Origin of the sequence: Streptomyces sp. NPDC015131 (assembly GCF_043079975.1) — a bacterium.
In the GTDB taxonomy this organism is placed as follows: Bacteria; Actinomycetota; Actinomycetes; order Streptomycetales; family Streptomycetaceae; genus Streptomyces.
Map to the genome: position 1 here is coordinate 592251 of NZ_JBIBVB010000004.1, position 22289 is coordinate 614539.

Annotated in this window: 31 protein-coding genes; 22 read left to right on the forward strand and 9 right to left on the reverse strand. The window is 65.7% G+C overall.

The features are described 5' to 3' along the window. Nucleotide 1 precedes the first annotated feature (1 nt). From ACF08D_RS18750 to ACF08D_RS18790, 9 genes are all read right to left on the reverse strand, one after another. Nucleotides 2–958 (reverse strand): helicase HerA domain-containing protein, encoded by a 957-nt coding sequence (locus tag ACF08D_RS18750; RefSeq protein WP_392223814.1) that lies wholly within the window; start codon nt 956–958, stop codon nt 2–4. After that, on the reverse strand, nt 949–1275 hold the full coding sequence (locus tag ACF08D_RS18755) for a hypothetical protein (protein ID WP_392223815.1): 327 nt from the start codon (nt 1273–1275) through the stop codon (nt 949–951). Before ACF08D_RS18755 ends, ACF08D_RS18750 begins: the two co-directional genes overlap by 10 nt. A 4-nt stretch (nt 1276–1279) precedes the next feature. Then, entirely contained in the window at nt 1280–1489 is a 210-nt protein-coding gene (locus ACF08D_RS18760; protein WP_392223816.1) for a hypothetical protein, read from the reverse strand. After that, nucleotides 1489–1731 (reverse strand): hypothetical protein, encoded by a 243-nt coding sequence (locus tag ACF08D_RS18765; protein ID WP_392223817.1) that lies wholly within the window; start codon nt 1729–1731, stop codon nt 1489–1491. The genes ACF08D_RS18760 and ACF08D_RS18765 overlap by 1 nt, the downstream gene beginning before the upstream one ends. Nucleotides 1732–1749: 18 nt before the next feature. Then, nucleotides 1750–1989, reverse strand: a complete 240-nt coding sequence (locus ACF08D_RS18770; RefSeq protein WP_392223818.1) for a hypothetical protein — start codon at nt 1987–1989, stop codon at nt 1750–1752. A gap of 89 nt (nt 1990–2078) precedes the next feature. Further along, a complete protein-coding gene (locus ACF08D_RS18775; protein ID WP_392223819.1) occupies nt 2079–2294 on the reverse strand; it encodes a hypothetical protein in 216 nt (71 codons plus the stop codon). Nucleotides 2295–2300: 6 nt separating this feature from the next. After that, nucleotides 2301–2450 carry a hypothetical protein gene (locus ACF08D_RS18780; protein ID WP_392223820.1) on the reverse strand — a complete coding sequence of 50 codons (150 nt, stop codon included), beginning with the start codon at nt 2448–2450 and terminating at the stop codon, nt 2301–2303. A 208-nt stretch (nt 2451–2658) separates the two neighbouring features. Next, nucleotides 2659–3279 (reverse strand): hypothetical protein, encoded by a 621-nt coding sequence (locus tag ACF08D_RS18785; protein WP_392223821.1) that lies wholly within the window; start codon nt 3277–3279, stop codon nt 2659–2661. Continuing rightward, nucleotides 3279–3644: a hypothetical protein gene (locus ACF08D_RS18790; protein WP_392223822.1), complete on the reverse strand. Its 366-nt coding sequence runs from the start codon at nt 3642–3644 to the stop codon at nt 3279–3281. Before ACF08D_RS18790 ends, ACF08D_RS18785 begins: the two co-directional genes overlap by 1 nt. A gap of 1648 nt (nt 3645–5292) precedes the next feature. On the opposite strand from ACF08D_RS18790, the gene ACF08D_RS18795 reads away from it, so the two are divergent. The 22 genes from ACF08D_RS18795 to ACF08D_RS18900 all read left to right on the forward strand — a co-directional run bounded on the left by ACF08D_RS18795 (nt 5293) and on the right by ACF08D_RS18900 (nt 22287). Then, nucleotides 5293–5655, forward strand: coding sequence for a hypothetical protein (locus ACF08D_RS18795; RefSeq protein ID WP_392223823.1), 363 nt, complete (start codon nt 5293–5295; stop codon nt 5653–5655). A 407-nt stretch (nt 5656–6062) separates the two neighbouring features. Continuing rightward, nucleotides 6063–6959, forward strand: coding sequence for a hypothetical protein (locus ACF08D_RS18800; protein ID WP_392223824.1), 897 nt, complete (start codon nt 6063–6065; stop codon nt 6957–6959). A 672-nt stretch (nt 6960–7631) separates the two neighbouring features. Next, nucleotides 7632–9254: a right-handed parallel beta-helix repeat-containing protein gene (locus tag ACF08D_RS18805; protein WP_392223825.1), complete on the forward strand. Its 1623-nt coding sequence runs from the start codon at nt 7632–7634 to the stop codon at nt 9252–9254. Between the two features lie 12 nt (nt 9255–9266). Next, the gene (locus ACF08D_RS18810) at nt 9267–9539 is read left to right on the forward strand and encodes a hypothetical protein (protein ID WP_392223826.1); all 273 of its coding nucleotides are present in this window, start codon (nt 9267–9269) and stop codon (nt 9537–9539) included. An 8-nt stretch (nt 9540–9547) separates the two neighbouring features. After that, the gene (locus ACF08D_RS18815) at nt 9548–9955 is read left to right on the forward strand and encodes a hypothetical protein (RefSeq protein WP_392223827.1); all 408 of its coding nucleotides are present in this window, start codon (nt 9548–9550) and stop codon (nt 9953–9955) included. Nucleotides 9956–9974: 19 nt separating this feature from the next. Continuing rightward, nucleotides 9975–10943 carry a hypothetical protein gene (locus tag ACF08D_RS18820; RefSeq protein WP_392223828.1) on the forward strand — a complete coding sequence of 323 codons (969 nt, stop codon included), beginning with the start codon at nt 9975–9977 and terminating at the stop codon, nt 10941–10943. Continuing rightward, complete coding sequence (locus ACF08D_RS18825) at nt 10943–11944, forward strand: hypothetical protein (RefSeq protein WP_392223829.1); 1002 nt, start codon at nt 10943–10945, stop codon at nt 11942–11944. The genes ACF08D_RS18820 and ACF08D_RS18825 overlap by 1 nt, the downstream gene beginning before the upstream one ends. Before the next feature lie 311 nt (nt 11945–12255). Then, nucleotides 12256–13695, forward strand: coding sequence for a terminase (locus ACF08D_RS18830; protein ID WP_392223830.1), 1440 nt, complete (start codon nt 12256–12258; stop codon nt 13693–13695). Next, nucleotides 13692–13829: a hypothetical protein gene (locus ACF08D_RS18835; protein ID WP_392223831.1), complete on the forward strand. Its 138-nt coding sequence runs from the start codon at nt 13692–13694 to the stop codon at nt 13827–13829. The genes ACF08D_RS18830 and ACF08D_RS18835 overlap by 4 nt, the downstream gene beginning before the upstream one ends. Next, a complete protein-coding gene (locus ACF08D_RS18840) occupies nt 13829–15433 on the forward strand; it encodes a phage portal protein (protein WP_392223832.1) in 1605 nt (534 codons plus the stop codon). Before ACF08D_RS18835 ends, ACF08D_RS18840 begins: the two co-directional genes overlap by 1 nt. 37 nt (nt 15434–15470) lie before the next feature. Further along, nucleotides 15471–16616, forward strand: a complete 1146-nt coding sequence (locus tag ACF08D_RS18845; RefSeq protein WP_392223833.1) for an HK97 family phage prohead protease — start codon at nt 15471–15473, stop codon at nt 16614–16616. A gap of 48 nt (nt 16617–16664) precedes the next feature. Continuing rightward, nucleotides 16665–17921, forward strand: coding sequence for a phage major capsid protein (locus tag ACF08D_RS18850; RefSeq protein ID WP_392223834.1), 1257 nt, complete (start codon nt 16665–16667; stop codon nt 17919–17921). Nucleotides 17922–17951: 30 nt separating this feature from the next. After that, entirely contained in the window at nt 17952–18353 is a 402-nt protein-coding gene (locus ACF08D_RS18855; RefSeq protein WP_392223835.1) for a hypothetical protein, read from the forward strand. A 16-nt stretch (nt 18354–18369) separates the two neighbouring features. Next, on the forward strand, nt 18370–18666 hold the full coding sequence (locus ACF08D_RS18860; protein ID WP_392223836.1) for a hypothetical protein: 297 nt from the start codon (nt 18370–18372) through the stop codon (nt 18664–18666). Nucleotides 18667–18687: 21 nt separating this feature from the next. Beyond that, complete coding sequence (locus ACF08D_RS18865) at nt 18688–19305, forward strand: hypothetical protein (RefSeq protein ID WP_392223837.1); 618 nt, start codon at nt 18688–18690, stop codon at nt 19303–19305. Continuing rightward, nucleotides 19305–19730 (forward strand): hypothetical protein, encoded by a 426-nt coding sequence (locus tag ACF08D_RS18870; protein ID WP_392223838.1) that lies wholly within the window; start codon nt 19305–19307, stop codon nt 19728–19730. The genes ACF08D_RS18865 and ACF08D_RS18870 overlap by 1 nt, the downstream gene beginning before the upstream one ends. 21 nt (nt 19731–19751) lie before the next feature. Next, nucleotides 19752–20093 carry a hypothetical protein gene (locus tag ACF08D_RS18875; protein ID WP_392223839.1) on the forward strand — a complete coding sequence of 114 codons (342 nt, stop codon included), beginning with the start codon at nt 19752–19754 and terminating at the stop codon, nt 20091–20093. Beyond that, entirely contained in the window at nt 20093–20491 is a 399-nt protein-coding gene (locus tag ACF08D_RS18880) for a hypothetical protein (protein WP_392223840.1), read from the forward strand. The genes ACF08D_RS18875 and ACF08D_RS18880 overlap by 1 nt, the downstream gene beginning before the upstream one ends. 80 nt (nt 20492–20571) lie before the next feature. Next, entirely contained in the window at nt 20572–20988 is a 417-nt protein-coding gene (locus tag ACF08D_RS18885) for a hypothetical protein (RefSeq protein WP_392223841.1), read from the forward strand. Beyond that, on the forward strand, nt 20988–21515 hold the full coding sequence (locus tag ACF08D_RS18890) for a hypothetical protein (RefSeq protein WP_392223842.1): 528 nt from the start codon (nt 20988–20990) through the stop codon (nt 21513–21515). Before ACF08D_RS18885 ends, ACF08D_RS18890 begins: the two co-directional genes overlap by 1 nt. 89 nt (nt 21516–21604) lie before the next feature. Beyond that, on the forward strand, nt 21605–22003 hold the full coding sequence (locus ACF08D_RS18895) for a hypothetical protein (protein WP_392223843.1): 399 nt from the start codon (nt 21605–21607) through the stop codon (nt 22001–22003). 68 nt (nt 22004–22071) lie between these two features. Continuing rightward, a complete protein-coding gene (locus ACF08D_RS18900) occupies nt 22072–22287 on the forward strand; it encodes a hypothetical protein (RefSeq protein WP_392223844.1) in 216 nt (71 codons plus the stop codon). Nucleotides 22288–22289 lie beyond the last annotated feature (2 nt).

Genomic DNA, 22289 nt, shown 5'->3' on the forward strand with positions numbered 1-22289 from the left:
CTCAGAACGGGCGGAGAAACGTTCCGGCCCGTGCGGGCTCCGGACGCGCGCTCCAGCCGCCCGGCGGCGGTGGCGGTGCCGCCTCGCCCGCCTCGACGCGGGCCTCGTACGCCTCGCGGACCATCGCCGCGGCCTCCTCCTCGGTGAGGTAGAGGAACTGGACCTGGCGCGCCTTCCCGCCCCGGCAGACCATGCCCCGGCCCGGCTCCTCGGGCGCCGGCTGCGGCAGGCCGCAGTCGTACGCCAGCATGGTCCAGGCGTTCTTCGTGTACCGGATCAGGATGCGGGTGGAGAAGTTCTCCCGGATGTCGCCGCCGCCCATCGCTTCGACCGTGGCGTACTGGGCGACCGCCACGACGTGGACCTTCGCGGCCCGGCCCATGAACATGATGTCGCGGAAGGCGTCCTCGGCGGTGTAGGCGCCACGGGGCAGCTTCTTCGACAGTCCCTTCAGCTGCGTCATGGTGGCGTTGAGTTCTTCGAGGACGACCACGATGCGGTCCCCGACCGGGGCCTCCTCGATCGGGCCGGCGAACTGTTCCACGATCTCGTTGCGGCGGTGCACCTCTTCGCCGAGCTTCACCAAGGCGTTGCCGATGTCCGGCAGGGCCGCCGCGTACGTCACGCCGGGCAGGTTCTTCGCCCAGCGGTGGCTGTGCCGCTTGACGTCCAGGAACACGACGTCGGCGCCGTTCACGAGGAACTGCGTCGCAATGCCCCGGGCGAGCACCGACTTGCCGCCGCCGGACGCGGCGGAGATCAGTACGTGGGGCGAGTCGCTGTCCAGGTCGACGCTGATCGGGTTGCCTTCGCCGTCCACGCCCAGCAGCGGGGCCGACTCGGGCGACTCGGCGATCAGGTGGAACGCGTCCCGGTAGGTGAGGATCTCCGGGAACTGGAACGACGCGGCCGGGGTCGCCAGGCCGCTGTAGATACCGGTGCTGAAGTTCAGGTCCATGGCGTTACTCCTGACGGGCCCTTGCACTCCTCGTGCCTGGGCGGGTCGTCATCGGGGTGATAGTTGTTGGTGAAGGTCACTTCGGTGAAGCAAACCGGGCACTGGTACGTGACGACGCAATTCACCAGCTCCATCACGGGTTTGGGGACGTCGCGGATCGGCCGTACGAACTCGCCGGTCCTGTCCCGCAGGACAAGGTGGGTGGATCCCACGCGGACGAGCGTGACGACGTAATCCGGGTACTCGGTGAACGGTGTGAACGACTCGCCCACCTGTACTCGGCGGTTGTCATGGAAGATGTACTCGTTCTCGGGCATGTCGTTAGTCCTTGGGGTAGTCGCCGTGGTCCACGCCGTGAACGCCAGTAGCGCCACAGCCGCAGGAGTCATCGGCGACGACAGTGCAGTCATGGGCGTGGTCGAATTGCGGGACGCCGGTGAAGTCGACGCCCTCTTGCAGCTCGAACTCACCGCACGCGTCGCACTCGTAGACGGCGACGACGCGGACGAGGTAGGCGGTACGAGTGGTCATCACTGCTCCTCGCTGCTCGGGGCGATCAGCCGCGCGTCGGTGATCCACTCTGCGCGAACGTCTTCGATGAATTCGCGGGTGCCTGGGAAGTAGATCGAATATTTCGAGCCTCGGCCGATGACGTGGCCCGTCATTTCGACGTTGCAGCCGAGTTCCGGGCTAGGGAGAACGGCTGTCACCACAAGGTGGAGGCGGTCCCTTTTCGCGCGCTCCCACATGATGCCGAGCGTCTTGTGATCCATGACGTTTGCTCCGGGTGGTTAGATGCGCTCGAACAGCACGTCGTCGTCGGCGTGCTTGTCCAGCACCTTGCGGGCGGCCACGTACGGATCGCTCGGGACCGGAACCTTCGGCCAGCCCTTCCGGGCCTCTGCAACCCACTGGGCGACGCTGCGGCCCTCCAGCGGGTGCGGTGGTACTACGTAGGTTCCGTTCCACCCTCCCTTATTGACGGGCGGGTGGAACTTGTTGTGGATCTGCCTGCGCTCGGTGATGTTCATAGCGCGATTCCTTGGTAGGGGATTTCGGCACTTTCAGTGCCCCGGTGCCGCTGTGACGCGGCTACGGCTCAACCGCCGGGGCTGCGGAACTACTCGTGCAGCGTGCGCTCTTCGGCGCCATCTGCTTCGGCGTGGGTTTCCAGCCACGCCTTTACGTTGTCGGGGTCGGCGCCGAGTGCATGAAGCATCTCGGCGAGGACGTTGACTTCCGTGCACGTGAGGCTGGTGGCCGTTTCGTTGGCCAGCATCTTGTCGCCCCAGGTGGTGACGAAATCAGCGGCGAGTTTTGCGGGGATGTTGGGCATGGCCGATCACTCCCAGTCGGCGGCCGGGACGATGTCCTCGGCGGTCACAATGAAGGCCCGGTCCGTGAACGGATACCGGGCCTCGAACGCGTCGTCGGTGTCATCGAGCGGGTGAAGATCAACCGGCTCACCGTTGTACAGCAGCTCCGTGGTCATCACGGTGCTCCATTTCGTCGTACGCCGCCTCATCCTCGGCGGCCCGTTGCTCTTCACAAGCCGGGCAGCCCCGGAGGGTGCCCGGCCAATGCGGATGGTCGACGTGCTCGGGGTCAGTCATCATCGCGTCCCGTGAAATGACCGATGATGATCGCGGTGATGACGACTACCGAAACCACTATTTCGTGCCAGTGCTCGGTGAAGAAATTCATGCTGCGCTCCGGGCGTGCTCACGTGACCGGGTGCCGGTTCCGGCGACCGACTCGACTTGCACCAGCCACGTCACGGACTGGACAGTGCTGGGGAGCGTTCCGAGCCTCATGGCGGCTTCGCGGTAGGCATGCGCGATGAGCGCATACCGGCGCTTGCTGGACAGGCCACGGTCGCGGTTCCCGTACGTCTCGCCGACGGCAATGTCATGGGCGTGGCGGTCGATGCAGACCGCTTCGGGGTCGGTCGGATCGAGAATGCACCGGTAAAAGTTCCCCGTCTTGACGTCCATGGGGAGGACTTCCGCCGGGTCCACGCCGGCCATGATCTTGGCGGCCTTTCGGAGATTGTCCCCGGTATGCCCGGAGGGCTCACCGGTAACGAACGCCCGTTCCGCCAGACTGCGATTTGCGGCCCACGACTTGTTGGCCGAAAGCACTGCGATCACTCCGGCGCCCGCAACGACATCCCCACCAGAAATCATTTCGGCGAGTTGGTGAGCCGTGCGGTACCACGCCTCACCGCGCGCCCGCTGATCCGGGGTCGCGCGGTGAAACACGGCCAGCACGTTTTGCACGTACTGTTCACGAGTGGCGGTGTCCGCCTTGACGGGGATCATTACAGCCACTCGCTTTCACCGGTGCCGATGTTGAACACGGCCATTTCGCTGCGCACAGTCGCCAGAGCGAAAGCGCGGCGCGAACCTTCCACGTAATCCACGGCGTCGATGTATGCGCGGCCCTTTTCAACCCACACTCCGAAGTAGCGTGCTTCGGGGTGCGTGCTGACGAAACCGGCCACATCATCCGGCGTGACGCGAGACACGGCCTTGACGAGTGTCCAAGACTGACCACCTACCCAATAGCCAGTTTCGGGAAGTTCCCGGCCGTAACTGTCAACCGTGACACCTTCACTGCCCGACCGAATTGCCTGGAAAAGAGCGGCGGTCGTTGCAGGGGCGTCAACGAGTGTGTTCGTGGCCATAGCGATGGCCTTTCGGGATGGTTTTCCTACCTTGACATGCGCGGGTGACCTCTTTTTGGAGCTTCGGCCCAATTGGAACCGCGCGGGAGGATTACCGGATCAAGCCAATCACGCCAGTGGGTACGTTTTGCCGTGCTCTCCCATGCTGCCTCTTTGCCTTTCGGGCTTTCGGCTGTACGGGTGCTCTCCCATCCGGGGCAACGGGCGACTGCCACTCCTAAGCTTCCGTCATGTCGTCCGGGTTCCTCATAGTCCCCACAGCCCGACTCGAACGGGGCTGCATTCCAATGGTGTGGGGTGTTTTCCTACCCCTATCGGTACTTGGTACCATTCGCCACTACACAGCGGGGCTGTGATCATCGGGACTATCAGGGGTTTCAACTGTGGAGCTTTGAAAGGTGCTACGGGTATTAGGTACTGGGCGGAATGTGTGGACCTGGTTCCAAGTGACGCGCCCTGTATATCGGGGTCCTATCCTTGGGGTTCTTCCTGGTCCCGTTCCCTTTTCCCTTATGTATCTAGTGTGCACCACGACACCACTGAATACAAGCAAATCAAGCCAATTACCAGAACTATTTCGAAGATTCTTCTACTCCGAAGTAGTGACTAAAGTACAATCCACAGTAATGCTAGTTGATCTTGGTATCCACTGCACCCTGGATCCCCACCTCATACCACACATGCACCATGCATGCATGCCCATATCCCTACCACCTCTACCCCCATGCCCATACCCCTTGGCAGGGAGTGGCCCTGCCCTATGGATAGGGAAGCCCTGCCCCCTCGCATGGTGGGAAGAGAGTGCACGAGAGACGAGAGATCCGTGTGCAGTGTGGTGCGTCGAGTGGCGAGAGTGCTGGCGATAAGGGATTCGGTTGGCGTTTAGGGTTTGCCCTGCATTCAGTGCTTGATTGCCTTACATGCTTGAAAGTCGAAACTTTCTAAAGTTGAAAATCGAAAACTCAAAATCACTTTGACTTTGATGTTGCCAGACTCGACCTCATACGAGAACCGAGCACATACCCACTCATAGAGCGGTCACCGGCCGCCACGGTGTCACAGAGCAGGGAATGGGTCCCCCCTTCCCTTGGCAGATGGGCGACGCCCCCTACCACCCCCGGTAGGGCCCCGTGGGATGTGTGGGTGCAGTAGGGTCCCCTATCCGTGCATGCGGCATGGGTGCACCCGGTGCGTACCGGTGCAAGGGGAACGCCTACGGCTTATGAGGTGCGATTGAGCCGTTGTTGGGTGAATGGTCATAGGTGAGTTTGGGGCCCCAGCCGAGCCCTTTTGAATGGGATGCACGTCCGTAGATTTATGCATCGTTGGTTCGTGCCCCCGCGACGGGTGTCGCATTGCTATGCAATACCTATGCGCCAGGGTCACCGGCAATTCCCGGACGCGGCGACTCAAAGACCACGAGCCCCGCTCCATCCCACTCAGCTGACACGTATTCAGCGGACGCGACGGTAACTTGACGCCGCGGCAGGGGTAGGGGGGTGGGTAGCCGGCGTAAAAAAATCAAGCATGGCCGACCCCGCCGTCGGCCGCTTTCTCTCTCTAGTGCCGTTTTTGAAGCAGTTGCGCCTCGCAACCGTCGAAAAAGGGCCTTTGACCTGCGGTTTTGCACAGAAGGGTCGAAGCGGACATGGGCGCAGCGCACTACGGACTCACGATCCAGCAGGGCGAGACGTTCGAGCTAACGATCACGTACAAGGACAGCAACGGTGCGCTTGTCAACCTTGCCGGCTACAGCGCTCGGATGCAGATCCGGGAAAGCGTCGACAGCCCCACCACGATCCTGGACGCGAATTCGGCGCTTTCGCAGCCCGGAATTACATGGGGACCATTTAATGCATCGGGGGTAATAAAAATTACCCTCGCGCCGTCGATCACGTCAGCGATGAGCTTCAATCATGCGGTCTACGACATGCTTATAACCTCCGGAAGCGGGGTTGTGACCCGCATTATCGAGGGGGACGTCGGCTTTTCTAAGGCCGTCACGCGATGACCGAGGTAACGCAGGTCAATAACCTCCTGGTCGTCGATTCCACGGCAAATGTGCTGACGATTTTCGCAGCTGCGCCGAGCATCACCGTTTCGCAGCCGCCGGCGCCGTCCCTGGCCGTCTCGGAGTCCGTCCACGTTGTCTCGGTGGCCGCGGCCGGGCCACAGGGCCCTCCAGGGCCTCCCGGGAGCCCCGGAGGGGCGTACCACGAGCACACGCAGTCCGTCGCGTCCGCTTCGTGGGTCATCAACCACAACCTCGGCAGGAAAGTCCATGTCACCGTCTTCGATAGCTCGGGGAGGGTGGTCGTCACGGACGTAGAGCACGGAACCGTCAACCAGGCCACGGTTACGTGGAGTTCGCCGACTTCCGGGTCGGCCGTAGTTTCGTAAGGGGAACTCACTGTGGCCATGAAAGTCGGAAACGGGCTCGATCTTCAGAATCAGAGGATCCAGAACCTCGCGGACCCCTCAGCTGCCACCGATGCGGTCACCAAGCAGTACGCGGATGCGCTCACCAGGAATTTGTCCTGGAAACTGGCCGTGCGCGTGGCCACCACCGCCAACGGCACGCTGTCCTCGGCCTTCGCCAACGGGCAGACGGTCGACGGTGTCACGCTGGCGACGGGTGACCGCATCCTGCTGAAGAACCAGTCCACGGGCTCCGAGAACGGCATCTATGTCGTCGCGGCCTCGGGCGCCCCGACCCGGGCCGTGGACGCGGACTCGGCGGACGAGCTGAAGGGCGCCACCGTCACCGTGCTGGAAGGCACGGTCAACGCCGACAAGGTGTTCCGGCTCATCACCGACAACGTCACCCTCGGCACGACCAGCCTCTCCTGGACGGAGATCGGCGGTGGTGGCACGGCCTACACCGCGGGCGACGGTCTCAGCGAGTCCCCTGCCGGCACCTTCAACGTCGCCACCGGCACCGGACTGGAGATCAGCTCCGACACGGTCCGGATCGCCGCTGCGGCGGCCGGCAACGGTCTGACGGGCGGCGGCGGCTCCGCACTGGCCGTGGGGCAGGGCTCCGGCATCTCCGTCTCGGCCGACGCGGTCGCTGTCGACTCCACGGTGGCGCGCGTCTACGCCGGCAACATCGGGGACGGCTCGGCGACGAACATCGTCGTCACCCACAACCTCGGCACCCGAGACGTCGCGGTTACGGTCCGGAACGCCGCCAGCCCGTACGAGGAGATCCTCGTCGACAACGAGGCGACGTCCACGACGACGTGCACGCTGCGGTTCGCGTCCGCACCCAGCAACAACCAGTACCGGGTCATCGTCCAGGGCGCCGGCGCATAGCCCGCCCGAGCGGAAGGAATCGTGTGATCGACAAGAGGAAGATCCTTGCGGTAGCAGGAGTCGGTGTGCTTCTGGCAGGCGGTTCGCAGCTAGCCGTAGCAGCTATCCCGGACAGCGACGATGGGGAGTACCACGTGTGTCTCCCGAGCGCCGGCACCTACCGCACCGCCTTCTTCATCGACAAGGAAGCCGGCACTTCCTGCCCGTCTGGGTACACCGAGAAGACCTGGAACCAGGTCGGACCACGGGGTCCGGCCGGGGCTTCTGGCCCCACAGGTCCGGCCGGACCTCCCGGACCCGCTGGACAACAAGGTCCAGCCGGAGCAACGGGGCCCCAGGGCCCCGCAGGGCCAGCTGGTCCACAGGGGCCCTCCGGGACTACCGGGCTGCATCGCGTGGGTGGGGACCAGGTCACCATCAATCCCGGCGAGACGAAGACGGCCGCAGCCGAGTGCCCCTCTGGTGAGCGGGTCACCGGAGGTGGCTACCACATCGGCAACGTCTCGGACTGGCGCGTCTTCAAGGACGAACCCTCTGACGGCGCTTCGCAGTCCTGGCTCGTGACGGTTCAGAATCATGGCGGCAGCCCCATTCAGCTCTCGGTCAACGCCATGTGCGTCCCCGCTAGCTGACCGCGACCCGCTGAGCTGTAGCGAAGGGGCGTGACCCGCGATGCCGAAGAATGTCAGCCCCGTCGGCTTCGAGGGCGCCTACAACGTCCGGGCGTACGGCGCCAAGGGCGACAACAGCACGAACGACCAGGCGGCGATCCAGGCCGCGCTGACCGCGGCGGCGACGGCGGCGACGAGCGAGGGCGGTGCCACGGTCGTCATTCCGCCCGGGAAGTACAAGATCAGCTCCGGGCTGCTCATCAAGAGCGACGTCACGCTCATGGCCTACGGCGCCTACATCTTCGCCGGGGCCGGCAACTTCGAGATGCTGAAGAACTACGAGGGCGGCGAGTCCGGTTACACCGGCAAGAGCCGCATCACCGTCCTCGGCGGCACCTGGGACGGCAAGGGCCAGTCCTGGGCGGTCGACAACAACGCCAACATCATGGCGTTCATCAACTGCAAGGACATCGTCGTCCGGGACGCCACGATCCGGAACGTCGCCAGCTACCACGCCATCGAGCTTCAGGCCGTGGACGGCGCCGTCATCGACAGCTGCCGGTTCGAGGGCTTCAAGGACAACACCACGGGCCAGGTCCGCGTGTTCTCCGAGGCGATCCAGCTCGACATCAGCGGCTCTTCGACGGCGTGCAAGAACGTCAACATCACCAACTGCTACCAGGGCGCGGCCGAGGACGGCTCCGGCCTGGGGGTGTTCGGCCGCCTGGTCGGTTCCCACACCGACGCAGCCGGCCTCTTTCACACCGGCATCCGGGTCATCGGCAACACGTCGAACGGCTCCCTGGACAACTCGATCCAGGCGTACTCGTGGACGGACTCGATCATCGCCAACAACACGCTGCTCAGCCCGGGCAGCGTCGGCGACGGCAGCTGCATCGAGGTGACCGGCAACGCGTCCAACGTCGTCCAGCGCATCGTGATCGACGGGAACACCTGCAAGGACTTCAAGATCTCTGCCGTGTTCCTGAACGGGGCCTCCGGGCGCGAGATCCGCGACACGACGATCTCCAACAACGTGATCACTGCCAGCGCGAACACCAACCCGGCGATCTACCTGGACTTCGCGAACTACTGCACCGTGATCGGCAACACCCTGGGGCCAACGAACAACCGCGGCATCACGATCAGCGCGAGCCACTTCAACAACATCAACGGGAACACGATCCGCTCCACGGGGGCGGACGGGATCTACCTCGGCGGCAGCGCCCAGTGCCTGGTCGGCAACAACCGGATCTCCGACACCGGCTGGCACGGCATCCTGATCGGCTCGACGTCGCAGAACAACTTCATCCAGGGCAACTACATCCGGAAGGCCGGCGCCGCCACGCACAACACGTACTCCGGAATCCAGATCACCAACCAGGCGAACAACGACAACTGCCTGATGAGCAACCGGATACAACGCGGCGAGACCGGCACCGGTTTCAACGCGATGCGCGCGGCCATCGAGATCCTGGGCACCACCCCAGTCGACCTGTCGATCATTTTCAACAGCTTCGAGGGCTGGACGACGTACTCCGCCACGGCCGCCAGCTCGACCGTGACTACGCCGCAGACCACGTTCAACAACGTGGCCGTCGTGACCGGCGGCGAAGCGTTCCTCCAGAACACCGTCACCGACGCCGTGCCTTCGGCCGGCACCGCCAACCAGCACCGCGCATAAAGGGGGTCAGCGTTGGCCGCAAACCATCTGAAGGACCCCGACGCCACCCTGGACTGGGTCTTCGACTGGTCACAGTGGCTCGGGGCCTCGGAATCGATCACCTCGTCCACGATGACCGTCTCGGCCGGCATCACGAAGGCATCCGAGGCGTTCAGCGCCTCGACCGCCACCGTCTGGCTGTCCGGCGGGACCGTGGGCCAGGTGTACTCGGTTTCCAACAAGATCACGACCAACCAGGGCCGCACCGACGAGCGGTCCATCACCATCCGCGTTACCCAGCGGTAGGAGACGAAATGGCACTCAGGCTTGCCACCGCCGTGCGCAACGCGATGGCCGATGCGGTTACAACGAGGGTTGACGCAGGAGCGGGCGCTGGCACCATCAAGATCTACACTGGCTCGCAGCCGGCCACCGCCAACGATGCGGAGACGGGCACCCTGCTGGCTACCTTCACACTCAGCGACCCGTCCTATGGCGCCGCGTCGTCCGGTGTCATCACTCTTGCCGGTACGCCCAAGACGGTCGCCGCAGCGGCCACCGGCACGGCCGGCTGGTTCCGGGTGGAGGACAGCACGGGCGCCAACGTCTACGACGGAGCCGTGGGCACCTCCGGGGCCGAACTCAACCTCAACACCACCGCTCTCAACTCCGGCGTCAACGTGACCATCACGAGCGGCACGTTCACCATGCCCGCGAGCTGACCGAAGGGGGTAGCTCCCCGTGGCTATTTCCTTCGTTGCCGCCGAGGAGGACGGCGGCACCGCCAACACCGACACGCTCACCATCGCCAAGCCGACCGGCTTGCAGGTGGACGACATCATGGTGGCCTTCACGTCCTCCAACCTTCAAACGGTCACCGCACCATCCGGCTGGACACAGCACGACAGCGATGACGCCACCAGCGGAGCGGCATTCCGCAACTACGTCTTCTACAAGGTCGCAACCTCTGGTGACGTGGCGGCCAGCAACTTCACTTTCACCGTCCCGGGAGCCACCTCCCCGCTCGTAGGCGCGATAGCCGCCTACCGCGGCGTGGACACGGACTCACCGATCCACGGGTCCGCCCTGACCCACTCGACGACGGCCCAGAACCAGGCCGGACCCAATATCTCGACCACCTCCCGAGCCCTGGTCCTGCATTTCAGGACGGTTCGCGAGGACAGCACCACCCACGTCACGTTCACCGCCAGCGGCGTCACCGAGCGGTTCGACGTCGGCAACAACGGCGCCACGATCTCCTACGCGATGGCTCTGTACGACACCGGCTCCTCGGTTGCCGGTGGCACGCAGAACGGCATCACCATCAACGGGTCTGCGGCACCCACCGACGGCATGTCGCGAACCATCGGCCTTCGTGAGATCACCGAGGGTCCTCTCGCTGTCACGGCGCCCTCTGCCACCTCTGCGGCATCCGGCACCGTCACCGTCGAGGGCACGCTGACCGCCACGGCACCGATGCCGTCCGTCGCCTTCGCCGCGGAGCACATCGTTCCCGCTGAAGGCGCCCTGGCCGTCACCGCGCCGGCGCCCCAGGCCACGATCAACGTCGCCTCGGATGTCTTCGGCTCCATGGCCGTTTCGCCGTCGCCCACGGTGAGCATCACGGCGGAGACCCGGCCATTCGGCGGCCGGGTGATCTCCATCGCCCCCGAGGACCGGACGCTGAGAGCCAAGAGGAGTACCCGCTGATGGCGATCTCCTTTGTCAGCCAGGCCGGCACCTCGGAGACCACCAGCGACACCAGCTACACGCTCACGAAGCCGGCCAGTATCCAGGCCGACGATCTGCTGATCGGCGTGCTGGCGCTGTACCCCGGCGACAGCGGCTCGCAGGTCACGGTCAACGTCCCTTCCGGCTGGACACTCGTCCGGACGACCTACCGTTCCGGCAGCAACCCGCACCAGGTCACCGTCATGAAGAAGACGGCGACCGGCAGCGAGCCGTCGACCTGGAGCGGCAGCCTCGGCTCTTCCGAGACGATCAAGATGTCGCTCGTGGCGGCCTACCGGGGCGCCGACGCCGCGGCGGACCAGTTCGTCGCGGAGGGCGGCGGCACCGGGGCCCAGGACGGCTTCTCGATGAGCACGGCCACGGTGAACAACACCGACTCCTCGGCCTGGCGTGTGACCGTCGCCGGAGCCACCAGCGCCGACGCGGGCCTGGGCGGCGCCAGCTTCACCAGCAACGAGACCAGCCAGAGGCGCAACACCTCGCAGGAGAGTGGCGTCCTGCGCCTGAACCTGGCCCTCTGGGACTCCAACGGGGCCGTCTCTACCGGCAACACCAGCCGCACCATCGACCGCACCTGGTCCTGGACCGCGGCGGCGAACTGGATCGGCCTCATCAAGCCGGCCAACACGGCACCGCCCTCGTCGGGCTCTATCGCCGTCGAAGCACCCGGCCCGACGGCTGCCGCCTCCGGCACCGTCACCGTTCAAGGGGCTCTGGCGGCAACCGCGCCTGCACCGGCAGCGGTGGTCAGCGGCTACCACGAGATCCCGGCCGACGGCTCCATCGCGGCCACCGCCCCCGTCCCCGTCTCGGACATCACCGCAGGCGTGCCCGTGACCGGCTCCATGGCCGTCAGCCTCATGCCGACGGTCGCCATCGCCGCCGAGACCCGCGTCTTCGGCGACCACGTCCTGGTGATCGACCCCGAGAGCCGAACCGTCGTCGTCATCAACGACTGAAAGGGGTGCCGCTGTGAGTGACGCGACACCCTTCGGGGATGCCGTCCGCTCGGGCGACCGCCGCACCGAGCTGGAGGCCATCCGCGACTTCCTCGTGAACGAGCTGGACGGTAACCGCTGCAAGACCTGTCTCGCATCAAAGCTCAGGACCGGTGACACGGCCGCTCTGGTGCTTCGACTGATGAAGGTGCTCGAAGAACTCGCTGCCCTTCCGAGCGAAGAGGCGGAGGTGTCGGTTCTCGATGAGCTTCGATCCCGCCGTAAGAGGCAGTCAGACTCCTCGGATCCTGCACGTCCCCTCGGGACCAAGGGTGCAGAGCGCCGGCAAGGAGGCCGTCGCTCTGGCCGCGTCGGCGGGCCTGATCCTGGACCCGTGGCAGGAGCTGGTCCTTGACCACGCCCTCGCCATCCGCGAGGACGGAAAGTTCTGCGCCAACGAAGTCGGCGTCATGGTCTCCCGCCAGAACGGCAAGGGATCCATCATCGAGGCCCTGTGCCTGTGGGGACTGTTCATCAACGACGAGCAGATCCTCCACACCGCCCACGTCTTCAAGACCGCCGCCGAGGGCTTCCGACGCATCGAGGGCCTGATCCTCGGCACCCCCGAGTTCAAGGCCGAGGTCAAGCGCGTCGTGCGCGGGCACGGCGAGGAGAGCATCGAGCTGCACAGCGGCGCCCGCCTGATGTTCAGCACCCGGCAGAAGGGCACCGCACGAGGTCTGACCCTGGACCGCGTCATCTGCGACGAGGCGATGTACCTCACCGAGGAGCAGACCGCGGCACTCCAGTTCACCACCTCGGCCAGGCCCAACCCCCAGGTCGCCTATCTCGGCAGCGCCGGCACCCAGGAAAGTACCCAGTTCGGGCGCGTACGCCGCCGAGCCCTCAAAGGCGACGACCCCAAGCTCTTCTACGCGGAATGGTCCATTGACCCTTGCACTGTTCTTTGTCCTTCCGATTGCGAGGAACATGATCCGCTCGATTCCGTGGGCTCGTATGCCAAAGCCAACCCCGGACTGGGGATCCGCATATCGGTGGAGCACGTCGAATCGGAACGCCGCTCGATGGGCCCGGCGATTTTCTCGCGAGAGCGTCTGGGCGTCGGAGACTGGCCGCTAGACGGCGAAGACGAGTGGCGAGTCATCGACAAGGAATCGTGGGAGTCTCGCGCTGACGAGAACAGCGTCCTGGTCGACCCGCTCGTCCTGGCAGTAGACGTAACACCGGACGGATCCACCGCCTCGTGCATCGCCGCGGCTGGGCTCAACGAAGAAGGCGAACGGCACGTCGAGATCACCGGTCGGTCACTGGCCGAACCACTGGCCATAGACCACCGCCCCGGCACCGCCTGGGTCGTCGACCGGGTCGTCAGCATATGGCGGGCCTGCAAGCCAATGGCGGTCGTCATCGACAAGGCCGGCCAGGCAGGGGCGTTCATCGACGCCCTGGAGGCCGCCGGGGTCAAGGTCATCTCGCCGGTGACCCGCGAATACGCCCAAGCCTGCGGCGAGTTCTACGCGAGCGTCGTCCCTCGGCCGGGAAACGAACCGGACCTGAATCACCTGGATCAAAGGCCCCTGAACGACGCGGTGGCCGGAGCCGACAAACGAGACCTCGCCGATACCTGGGCCTGGTCCAAACGGAACTCCACCGTGGACATATCCCCGCTGGTGGCCGCAACCTTGGCGATGTGGGGTTACAAGAAATGCGCGCACAAGAAAAGGTCCAAAGTCAAGGTGGCATGGGGGTGAAGGCCATATCCAAGTACCTCCTCCTCGCCCTCGCCGCCGTTTTGTACGGCATCGGATTCGCCGCACACAAGGTGGCTCTCACGCCGGGCTGGATCGCGGCTGCGGTGCGCGTCGGTTGGGATGATGCCCGATGATGAAGCGCCCGCTTCTCGACCGGGTCAAGGAGCGCCAGGCCCAGAACCTCAAGGCGTTCACCGAGTCCCCCTTCTGGTCCCTCGACCGCATGCGGACGCCGTTCTACGTCGGTGGCCTCGGCGACACCGAACGGATCGCCAACGACTTCGTCGGCTACGTGGAGGGCGCCTACAAGCGCAACGGGGCCGTCTTCGCCTGCATGGCTGCCCGGCAGATGGCCTTCTCCGAGGCCCGCTTCCAGTGGAGGCGATTCAAGGACGGCCGCCCCAGCGAGCTGTTCGGCTCCACCGAGCTGGCGCTGCTGGAAAAGCCGTGGCCCGGCGGAACCACCGGCGAGCTGCTGTCCCACATGATCCAGGACGCGGACCTGGCCGGCAACGCGTTCATCACGATCACCGACGACAACGGCCGTTACGGCAAGAGCGCCGCCGGCCCCGGCCGGCGCCTGGTCCGTATGCGCCCCGACTGGGTCGAGATCATTCTCGGCTCGCTGAGCGGCGACCTCAAGGCCCTGGATACGCGGGTCATCCTCTACCGGTACAACCCGCCGGGCCCGGACGCGCCTGCCGTCGACCTGCTGCCCGACGAGGTGGCCCACTTCTCCCCCATCCCGGACCCGGACGCCCGGTTCCGGGGCATGAGCTGGCTGACTCCGGTACTGCGGGAGATCGAGTCGGACACCCTGGCGGCCACCCACAAGAAGAAGTTCTTCGAGAACGCCGCGGTGCCCAACATGGCGGTCAAGTTCGACAAGGAGACCGGCGAGGACGAGTTTGATGAGTTCGTCGCCCAGTTCAAGGAGAACCACCAGGGCGCGATGAACGCCTACCGCACGGTGTTCCTCCTCGGCGGCGCGGACGTCGTCCCACTGACGATGGACTTCAAGGCCCTCGACTTCACCGGCATCGTCGGCAAGGGCGAATCACGCATCGCCAGTGCAGCAGGAGTGCCGGGTTCTATCGTCGGCTTCTCCGAAGGGCTGCAAGGCTCCGGCCTCAACTCCCAGGGTGTTTACGCCGCTGCCCGCCGGCGCTTCGCCGACGTAACTATCCGACCGATGTGGCGCATGGCCGCCGCGTCGCTCGAAACCCTGCTGGAGGTGCCCACCAACGGGGCGCACCTCTGGTTCGACACCCGGGACATCGCCTTCCTGCGCGAGGACGACAAGGACCGGGCCGAGATCTTCAACACCGACGTAGCCACCCTGTCGAGCGGCATCATGCAGGGCTTCGAGCCCGACGCCATGATCGAGGCCACCCGGGACTACGACATCGGCAAGCTCATCGGTCGGCACACCGGCCTGGTCAGTGTCCAGATGCAGTCCACGCGCGTGCCGGACGAGTCCGTCGACAGGCAGCGCGAGGAACTGGAGCTGCTGGAGCAGCAGGCCAAGATCGTCGCCGTCCTCGTCTCCCAGGGCCAGTGCACCGTGGCCTCCGCCGTGGCCGCCGTCGAGTCCGGGGACCTCTCCCTGCTGGAGAAGGCCCCCCTACCCAAGCCGCAGCCGGGCGCACCGCCCCGGCCAGCCGGCAACCGCGATGAACAGCAAGCACCCGCACCCGCGCGGACTGACAACGATCAAGAGCCGGGAGGCGGCACATGACCTGCGATCGGCGCATAGACAACAAGGTGGTGACGTGATGGAGCGCAAGGCGCTTGACCGCGTCGAGCTGAAGGACGCCGACCAGGGTGTTGTGGTGGCCGTCTTCAGCACGTTCGACACGGTGGACCTCGACGACGATGTCGTAACCAAGGATGCCTTCAAGGGCAAGGACGGCCAGCCGGTACGGATCAGTGCCTACAACCACGCCAGCTGGCAGGGAGCCCTGCCGGTCGGCAAGGGCGTCGTCCGGGTCACGGACCGCGAGGCGGTCTGCGAGATGCAGTTCAACATGAAGACCCAGGCCGGCCGGGAGACCTTCGAGACCATCAAGCAGATGGGCGAACTCCAGGAATACTCCTGGGGCTTCAACGTGGTCGAGTCGGAACGGGAAGAGCGCGAGGGCAAGCAGGTCCGCGTGATCAAGGCAGTCGACATCTTCGAGGTCAGCCCCGTCCTCCTCGGCGCCGGCGGCCCCGGCCGCACCGGCACCCTGGCCGTCAAGAGCAAGGCCGAGGACGACGAAGACGCACCGCGCCGGTTCTACCCGGCCGTGAAGCGGGCGCTCCCCGTCCACGAGACCGCGGTCGCGGCCATGCCCTGGAACGGGACGGCCACCGTCAAGGCCCTGCCCGACGACGCCCGGCCGTCCGAGCTGCGCAGCGTGTACGCGTGGGTCGACCCCGACGGCGACCCCGAGATGAAGACCTCTTACCGGTTCCCCCACCACCACGGTGTCGGCGGCCCGGCCAACATCCGCGCCTGCCTCCAGGGCATTGCCGTCCTGAACGGCGCGAAGGGCGCTTCCGTCATCCCCGAGGGAGACCGGAAGGCCGTCTACGAACACCTGGCATCCCACCTCCGGGACGCCGACCGCGAGCCGCCCATGCTGCGTACAGCAGGGGACGGCCAGAAGAATCTGAGGTTCAACGACGAGGCCACCGAAGTGCTGGCCCGAGTCTCCAACCTCATCGACCGCGCAACGGAAGTCGTGGCTCTCCGGGCGCAGAAGGGCCGAGGCATGTCGCCGGCCATGGTCGACCTCCTGTCGTGGCTGGAGGACGACGTGACGCGACTCAAGTCTCTGCTTGAGCACCCTGTCGAGGACGAGAAGCAGCTCCAGGTCGAAGAGGCGCTTACCGCCTCCACGCTCATGGCCGCACTCGCCCGCGTCAACGAGCTGTAACCCAGCTCGCACAACTGAACAAAAACTGAATAAGCAGGAGAGCTTTCGATGTACAACGATGACCGCATCGTTGAGTTTCCCGCGCTGAAGCAGGCGCAGGAGAAGCTGGACGAGAAGCGCAAGGGTCTCAAGGGGATCCTCGACGAGGCCGGACCCGACTTCGACATGGCCAAGGTCAAGAGCCTGGCCGGCGACACCCACGCCAAGGTTGCCGAGATCGGCAAGCTGAACCGCGAGATCGACGACTGCAAGAAGAAGGTCGACGACCTCCTGATCGTCGCCCGAGCAGCCGCCGAGGCCAAGCGCCAGGACGAGGGCGCCCAGTCCGGCGACGGTGCCGCTCCCCCGGCCTCCCGGGGTCGCGAGCTTGAGACCAAGACCTTCGGTGAGCTGTTCGCCGAGTCCCGGGCCCTGAAGGAGTACGGCCGCGGCCACGGCCCGAGTGCGAACCTCCCGATCGAACTGAAGACGCTCTTCCAGACCACGGACGGCTGGAAGCCCGAGTCGACCCGCACCGGCATCTTCTCCGCCTTCCCGACGCGGCCGGCGCCCCAGGTCGTGGACGCGATCCCGACGATGACCACCTCCATGGAACTCGTCAAGTACATGGAAGAGACCGTGTACAACAACGCCGCGGCGGAGACCGCGGAAGGCGCGCTGTACAAGGAAGTCGCGCTGAAGGTCGTGGAGAAGGAGGTCCCGGTCCGGAAGATCACCGCCTTCCTGCCCATGACCGACGAGCAGCTGGCCGACGAGCCGGGCGTCTCCCCGTACGTCAACCAGCGCCTGCCCTTCATGCTGCGCCAGCGCCTGGACAGCCAGGTCCTGGTCGGCGACGGTGTCGCCCCCAACCTGCTGGGCACCGAGAACGTCCCCGGCATCCAGACGCAGGCCCTCGGCGGCGACCCCGTCCCGGACGCGATCTACAAGGCAGCCCGCAAGATCCGCGACGACGGCTTCTCCGAGCCCAGCGTCGTGTTCATCACCCCGGCCAAGTGGGAGGGCGTCCGTCTGATGAAGACCGCTGACGGCGTCTACCTGTGGGGCCACCCGAGCATCCCCGGCGTCGAGACGATCTGGGGCATCCCCGTTGTCCAGACGACCGCGGTGTCCGGCAGCAAGGCCATCCTCGGCGACTATGTGAACCACTCCGCCCTGTTCACCCGGCAGGGCATCGACGTGCAGGTCTCCAACTCGCACGCCGACTTCTTCCAGCGCGGCCAGGTCGCCATCCGTGCGTCCTTCCGCGTGGCCATGGTTCACCTCCGTCCGAAGGCGTTCGCGGCCGTCACCGGCCTGACCTGATGCCTCTTGGCGCTAAGGAGTAACTGACCCATGCCTTCCTACAGCAGCGGTCTTGGGCGTTTCGTCAAGCGTGACGCCCGGACCTCGCTCAAGGCGTCGGGAGCCGAGACGTCCAGCACGACCGGCACTGCCATGGAGCTGGGCGACGCCGGCTCCCTGGTCGTCACCGTCGATGTGACGGCTGCTTCCGGCACCACCCCGACCATGGTCGTCGACATCGAGGGCTCCGCCGACGGGAGCAACTGGTTCCCCCTCGGCCAGTTCGGTGCCAACGGCTACCGCTCCGGCAGCGTCGGCACGGCGCCGTCCAACTTCACCGCCGCCGCCACCACCCGGGGGGCCGTCACCGGCGCCCCCTACGTGCGGCACAAGTCGACCATCGGCGGCACGACCCCGTCCTTCACCTACTCGATCACCGTTTCCGCTGCCTGACGAAAGGGAGCCGCCGATGTCCGACACCGTAGAGATCAAGCAGCGCCTCTGCCTGACCGAAGACGGCAAGCGCGTCGTCCCCGAGGACGACCCCGAGGCCCGATGGCTCTGGGCGATCCCCGGCCAGCGCGTCAGCCGCAAGGAGGCCGAACGGCTCGGTGCCCTGGAGCACGCGAGCAAGGCCAACGAGGACGACGTCGAGGACGACGGCGAGCCCCAGGGCGAGGACAACGACGAGTCCTTCGAGCCGCCGAATCGCCGCCGCGGCCGTCCGGCGGGCAGCAAGAACCGCACACCGGACGAGAACAAGTAGCCCCCGGGGAGGTGCGTGTGAATGGCACTGGGTGACACCTACGCGACACTTCCCCAGCTCAAGGCATACATGGGCGACGTCTTCACCGACCCGTCCCGTGACGCCGCTCTCGGGGACGCCCTCAATTCCGCCTCGCGGGAGATCGAGCGGTACTGCGGCCGGCAGTTCAACAACGCCGGCGCGGTCTCGGCGCGCGAGTTCCTGGCGCTCAACGCGGGCCGGGCGTTCGTTGACGACTTCCACACCACCACCGGACTGGTGGTGGAGGTGGAGGGATCGGACGGCACCTGGACCCCCTGGGCGAGCGGGGACTACAAGCTGCTGCCGCGCAACGGCATCCGGGACGGCATGCCGGGCTGGCCCTACACCGAGATACGAGCGGTCCGGGGCGGGGGAAAGACCTTCCCCGGACCGTACGACGAGGCACACCTGCGGGTCACGGCCAACTGGGGATGGGCGAGCGTCCCGGCCCCGGTGAAGCAGGCATGCCTCATCCTCGCTGCGGAAACGTTCCAGCTCCGGGATGCCCCGCTCGGCGTGGCCGGCACGAACGAGTTCGGCGTCGTACGCGTGCGTGACAACAAGATCGCTGCGGCGAAGCTCGTCCCCTACCGCCGCGCAGGCAAGAAGGTGGCGTGATGGCGTCCCTGTCCCAGATCAGGGACGCCATCAAGGCGACTCTGCAATCCAAGATCCCCGGACTCCACGTCTACGACACGATCCCGGACATCGTCCAGGCCCCGGCCGCGGTGGTCGCACCAGACAAGGCGAACTTCGCCGTGGCGATGGCCTGCGGTAGTGACGAATGGGACTTCCTGATCTTCGTCATGATGCCGCGCACCGACGTCCGGGCGGCCCAGGATCACATCGATCCATACCTCACCGGGTCAGGGCCGAAGAGCATACGGCAAGTCTTCTTCAAGCACAGCGACTTGGGCCTCGCCGACGGTACGGACTGCTTCGCGAAAGGCGTCGAGAAGTACGGCGCCGAGTACGAGTTCGGCCGGATCACCTACATCGGCGCGGCGGTGCGCCTATGCGTCACAACGCCGGGAACGGCGTGACACCGAAAGGACAACTGAACAATGGCTGCACTGTCGACTCACCAGCTCGTCTCCACCGGCACGCCGCCGACCTTCGTCGCCGCGAACGCAGGCGGTGACACCGCCGAAGTGGGCAACGGCCGCGACACGTTCATCGTCGTGAAGAACGGCCACACCTCCGCCCAGACCGTCACCATCACCGTCCCTGGCAGCACGGTGTACGGCGAGCTGAACCCCGACCCCGCGATCTCCGTTCCCAACGGCGGCGAGCGCTGGATCCCGCTCCGCAAGGAGTACGACGCCTCCGACGGCACCGGACGCTGCGGCCTGACCTACCCGGGCGGCGTCACCGCTCTGACCGTCGCCGTGGTGAGGACTGGCTGATGAGCTACCTCATGCCGGCCGTACCCGGCAAGCAGTACGAGAACGAGAACACCACCAAGGACTACTGCTTCGTCGTCCTGAGCAACCGCCTGGCCGAGCACAGCAAGGGCGACCACGTCTGCATGAAGCTCACCCAGGGCGAAGCCGACTCCCTCATCGAGGCCGGCCACGTCAAGGTCGAGCAGCACCCCGAGCCCGAGGCCCAGGACGAAGCCCCCTCGCCCGAGCCCCAGGACGAGGCTGACGAGGCCGCGGCGGCAGAAGCAGGAACCGCCGACGAGGCCGGCACTCCGGACGTCGTCACCCCGCACGCGGGAGAGGCCGACGGCGAGGCCGAGATCGAGCAGGGCCGCGACGACGTCGCAACGCCGCACGGGTCAGACCACAAGGGCCGCTAACGCCCTGACTCGCCATGCAAGTACGGGCTTTGGCATAGCACCAAGCCTGCCACAACTTAATAACGAAAGGGTGTTAGTCAATGCCCAAGCTTGTACTCAAGGACTGCTACATCGTGGTCAACGGAGTCAACTTCTCCGACCACGTTTCCTCGGTCGAGGTGTCGCTTTCCAAGGACGAGGTCGAGACGACGAACTTCTCCGGCTCCGGCCGTGAGCGCGTCGCCGGCCTCAAGGACGACAAGTTCTCCATCACCTTCCAGCAGGACTTCGCCGCGGCCAACGTCGACGCGACCCTGTACCCCCTGTACAACAACGAGACGGAATTCACCGTAGAGGTCCGGCCCACCTCGGCGGCCGTCTCCGTCACCAACCCGAAGTACACCGGCACCTGCATCCTGCTGGAGTACACGGCTCTCGGTGGCGACGTCGGTGACCTGTCCGAGATCGAGGTCGAGTTCCCGGCCCAGCGGTCCGGGATCGCTCGCGCCACTTCCTGATGCCCCCGCGCCCACGCTTCGCGCGCGGCTCGGGCGAACTGGATCTCAGTCTGGACACCGGTCCGGAGTGGACTCGCGTCCTTGCCGCGCTGTCCGAACTGGACGCCACAGCCGGAGACCGCGTCGCACGCCGGCTGCGCGAGGCGGCGCTGCCGGTGGTCGGCCAGGTCAAGTCCAACGCCCTGCGCCTGCCGGCCCTCCGGGGGAAGCACACCGGGCTCCGCGCCCGCGTGGCCGAGGGCGTGACGGTTCAGCCTCGCCTCGCCCCGGTGGCCGGCCTCCGCATCATCACCACGATGCGGGAGCCCGACGAAGCGGCCCTCCCCCGCGGCCTCGACACGCGGGGCGGCTGGCGGCATCCCCTCTACGGCGACCGTAGGCACTGGTTCCGGAACCCGGGCTACTCCTGGTTCCGCGAACCGATCATGGACGCCCGCCCCCTCTTCGATCGAGCTGCCGCAGAGGCAATCGAGGAAGAGGTGAACCGCGCGGCTCGCGCCGGCACCCGAATGGGCGGCCTCCTCTAAAAGCCGGGGAGGCGGATGTCGCGGGTCATCCGTCTCCCCTTTTTCACGCATACCCGCAACCCGCGACAACTCAATAAGGAGTACCCGCAATGGCAATTCTCGGTAGGGACCAGATCCTCGCGGCCGGTAAGAAGCGGCGGACGGAGGAATTCGAGGTTCCCGAATGGGACGGCTCAGTCCTCCTGCGCGAGATGACCGGCGCCCAGCGAGATGCCTTCGAGGCATCGATGGTCGAGATGAAGAAGGGCAAGCAGGTCCCGAACCTCGCCAACCTTCGCGCGCGCCTCGTCATGCTCTGCATCGTCAACGAGGACGGCGAACAGCTCTTCAACCCCAAGGATCTCCGCGAGCTGGGCGACATGCCGGCTAAGGGCCTCCAAAGGGTCTTCAACAAGTGCAACGAAATGAACGGCCTTTCTGACGAGGACGTCAAGGAGCTGGCCGAGGGTTTCGACGACGACCCGAGCGAGGATTCTACTTCCGCCTAGCTCTCCAGCTCGGGATTTCCGTCCGGGAACTGCTGGAAACGCACACCTCCCAAGAACTAGCCGAGTGGATGGCTTACGAGCTGGCCTACGGGCCCCTCGATCACCGATACGCCAACGAGTCGCAGGCTGCCATACACGAGCAGTTGCAGACACTCAATTACATGTTCGGTGCAGCCAATTTCACCGACGAGAAAAAGAACAAGAAAAACCCCGTCCCCGAGCCGCAGCGGTACCCCCGGCCCGGGGATTTGCTTTACCCGGCTGAAGATGATGATGAGGAGTAATC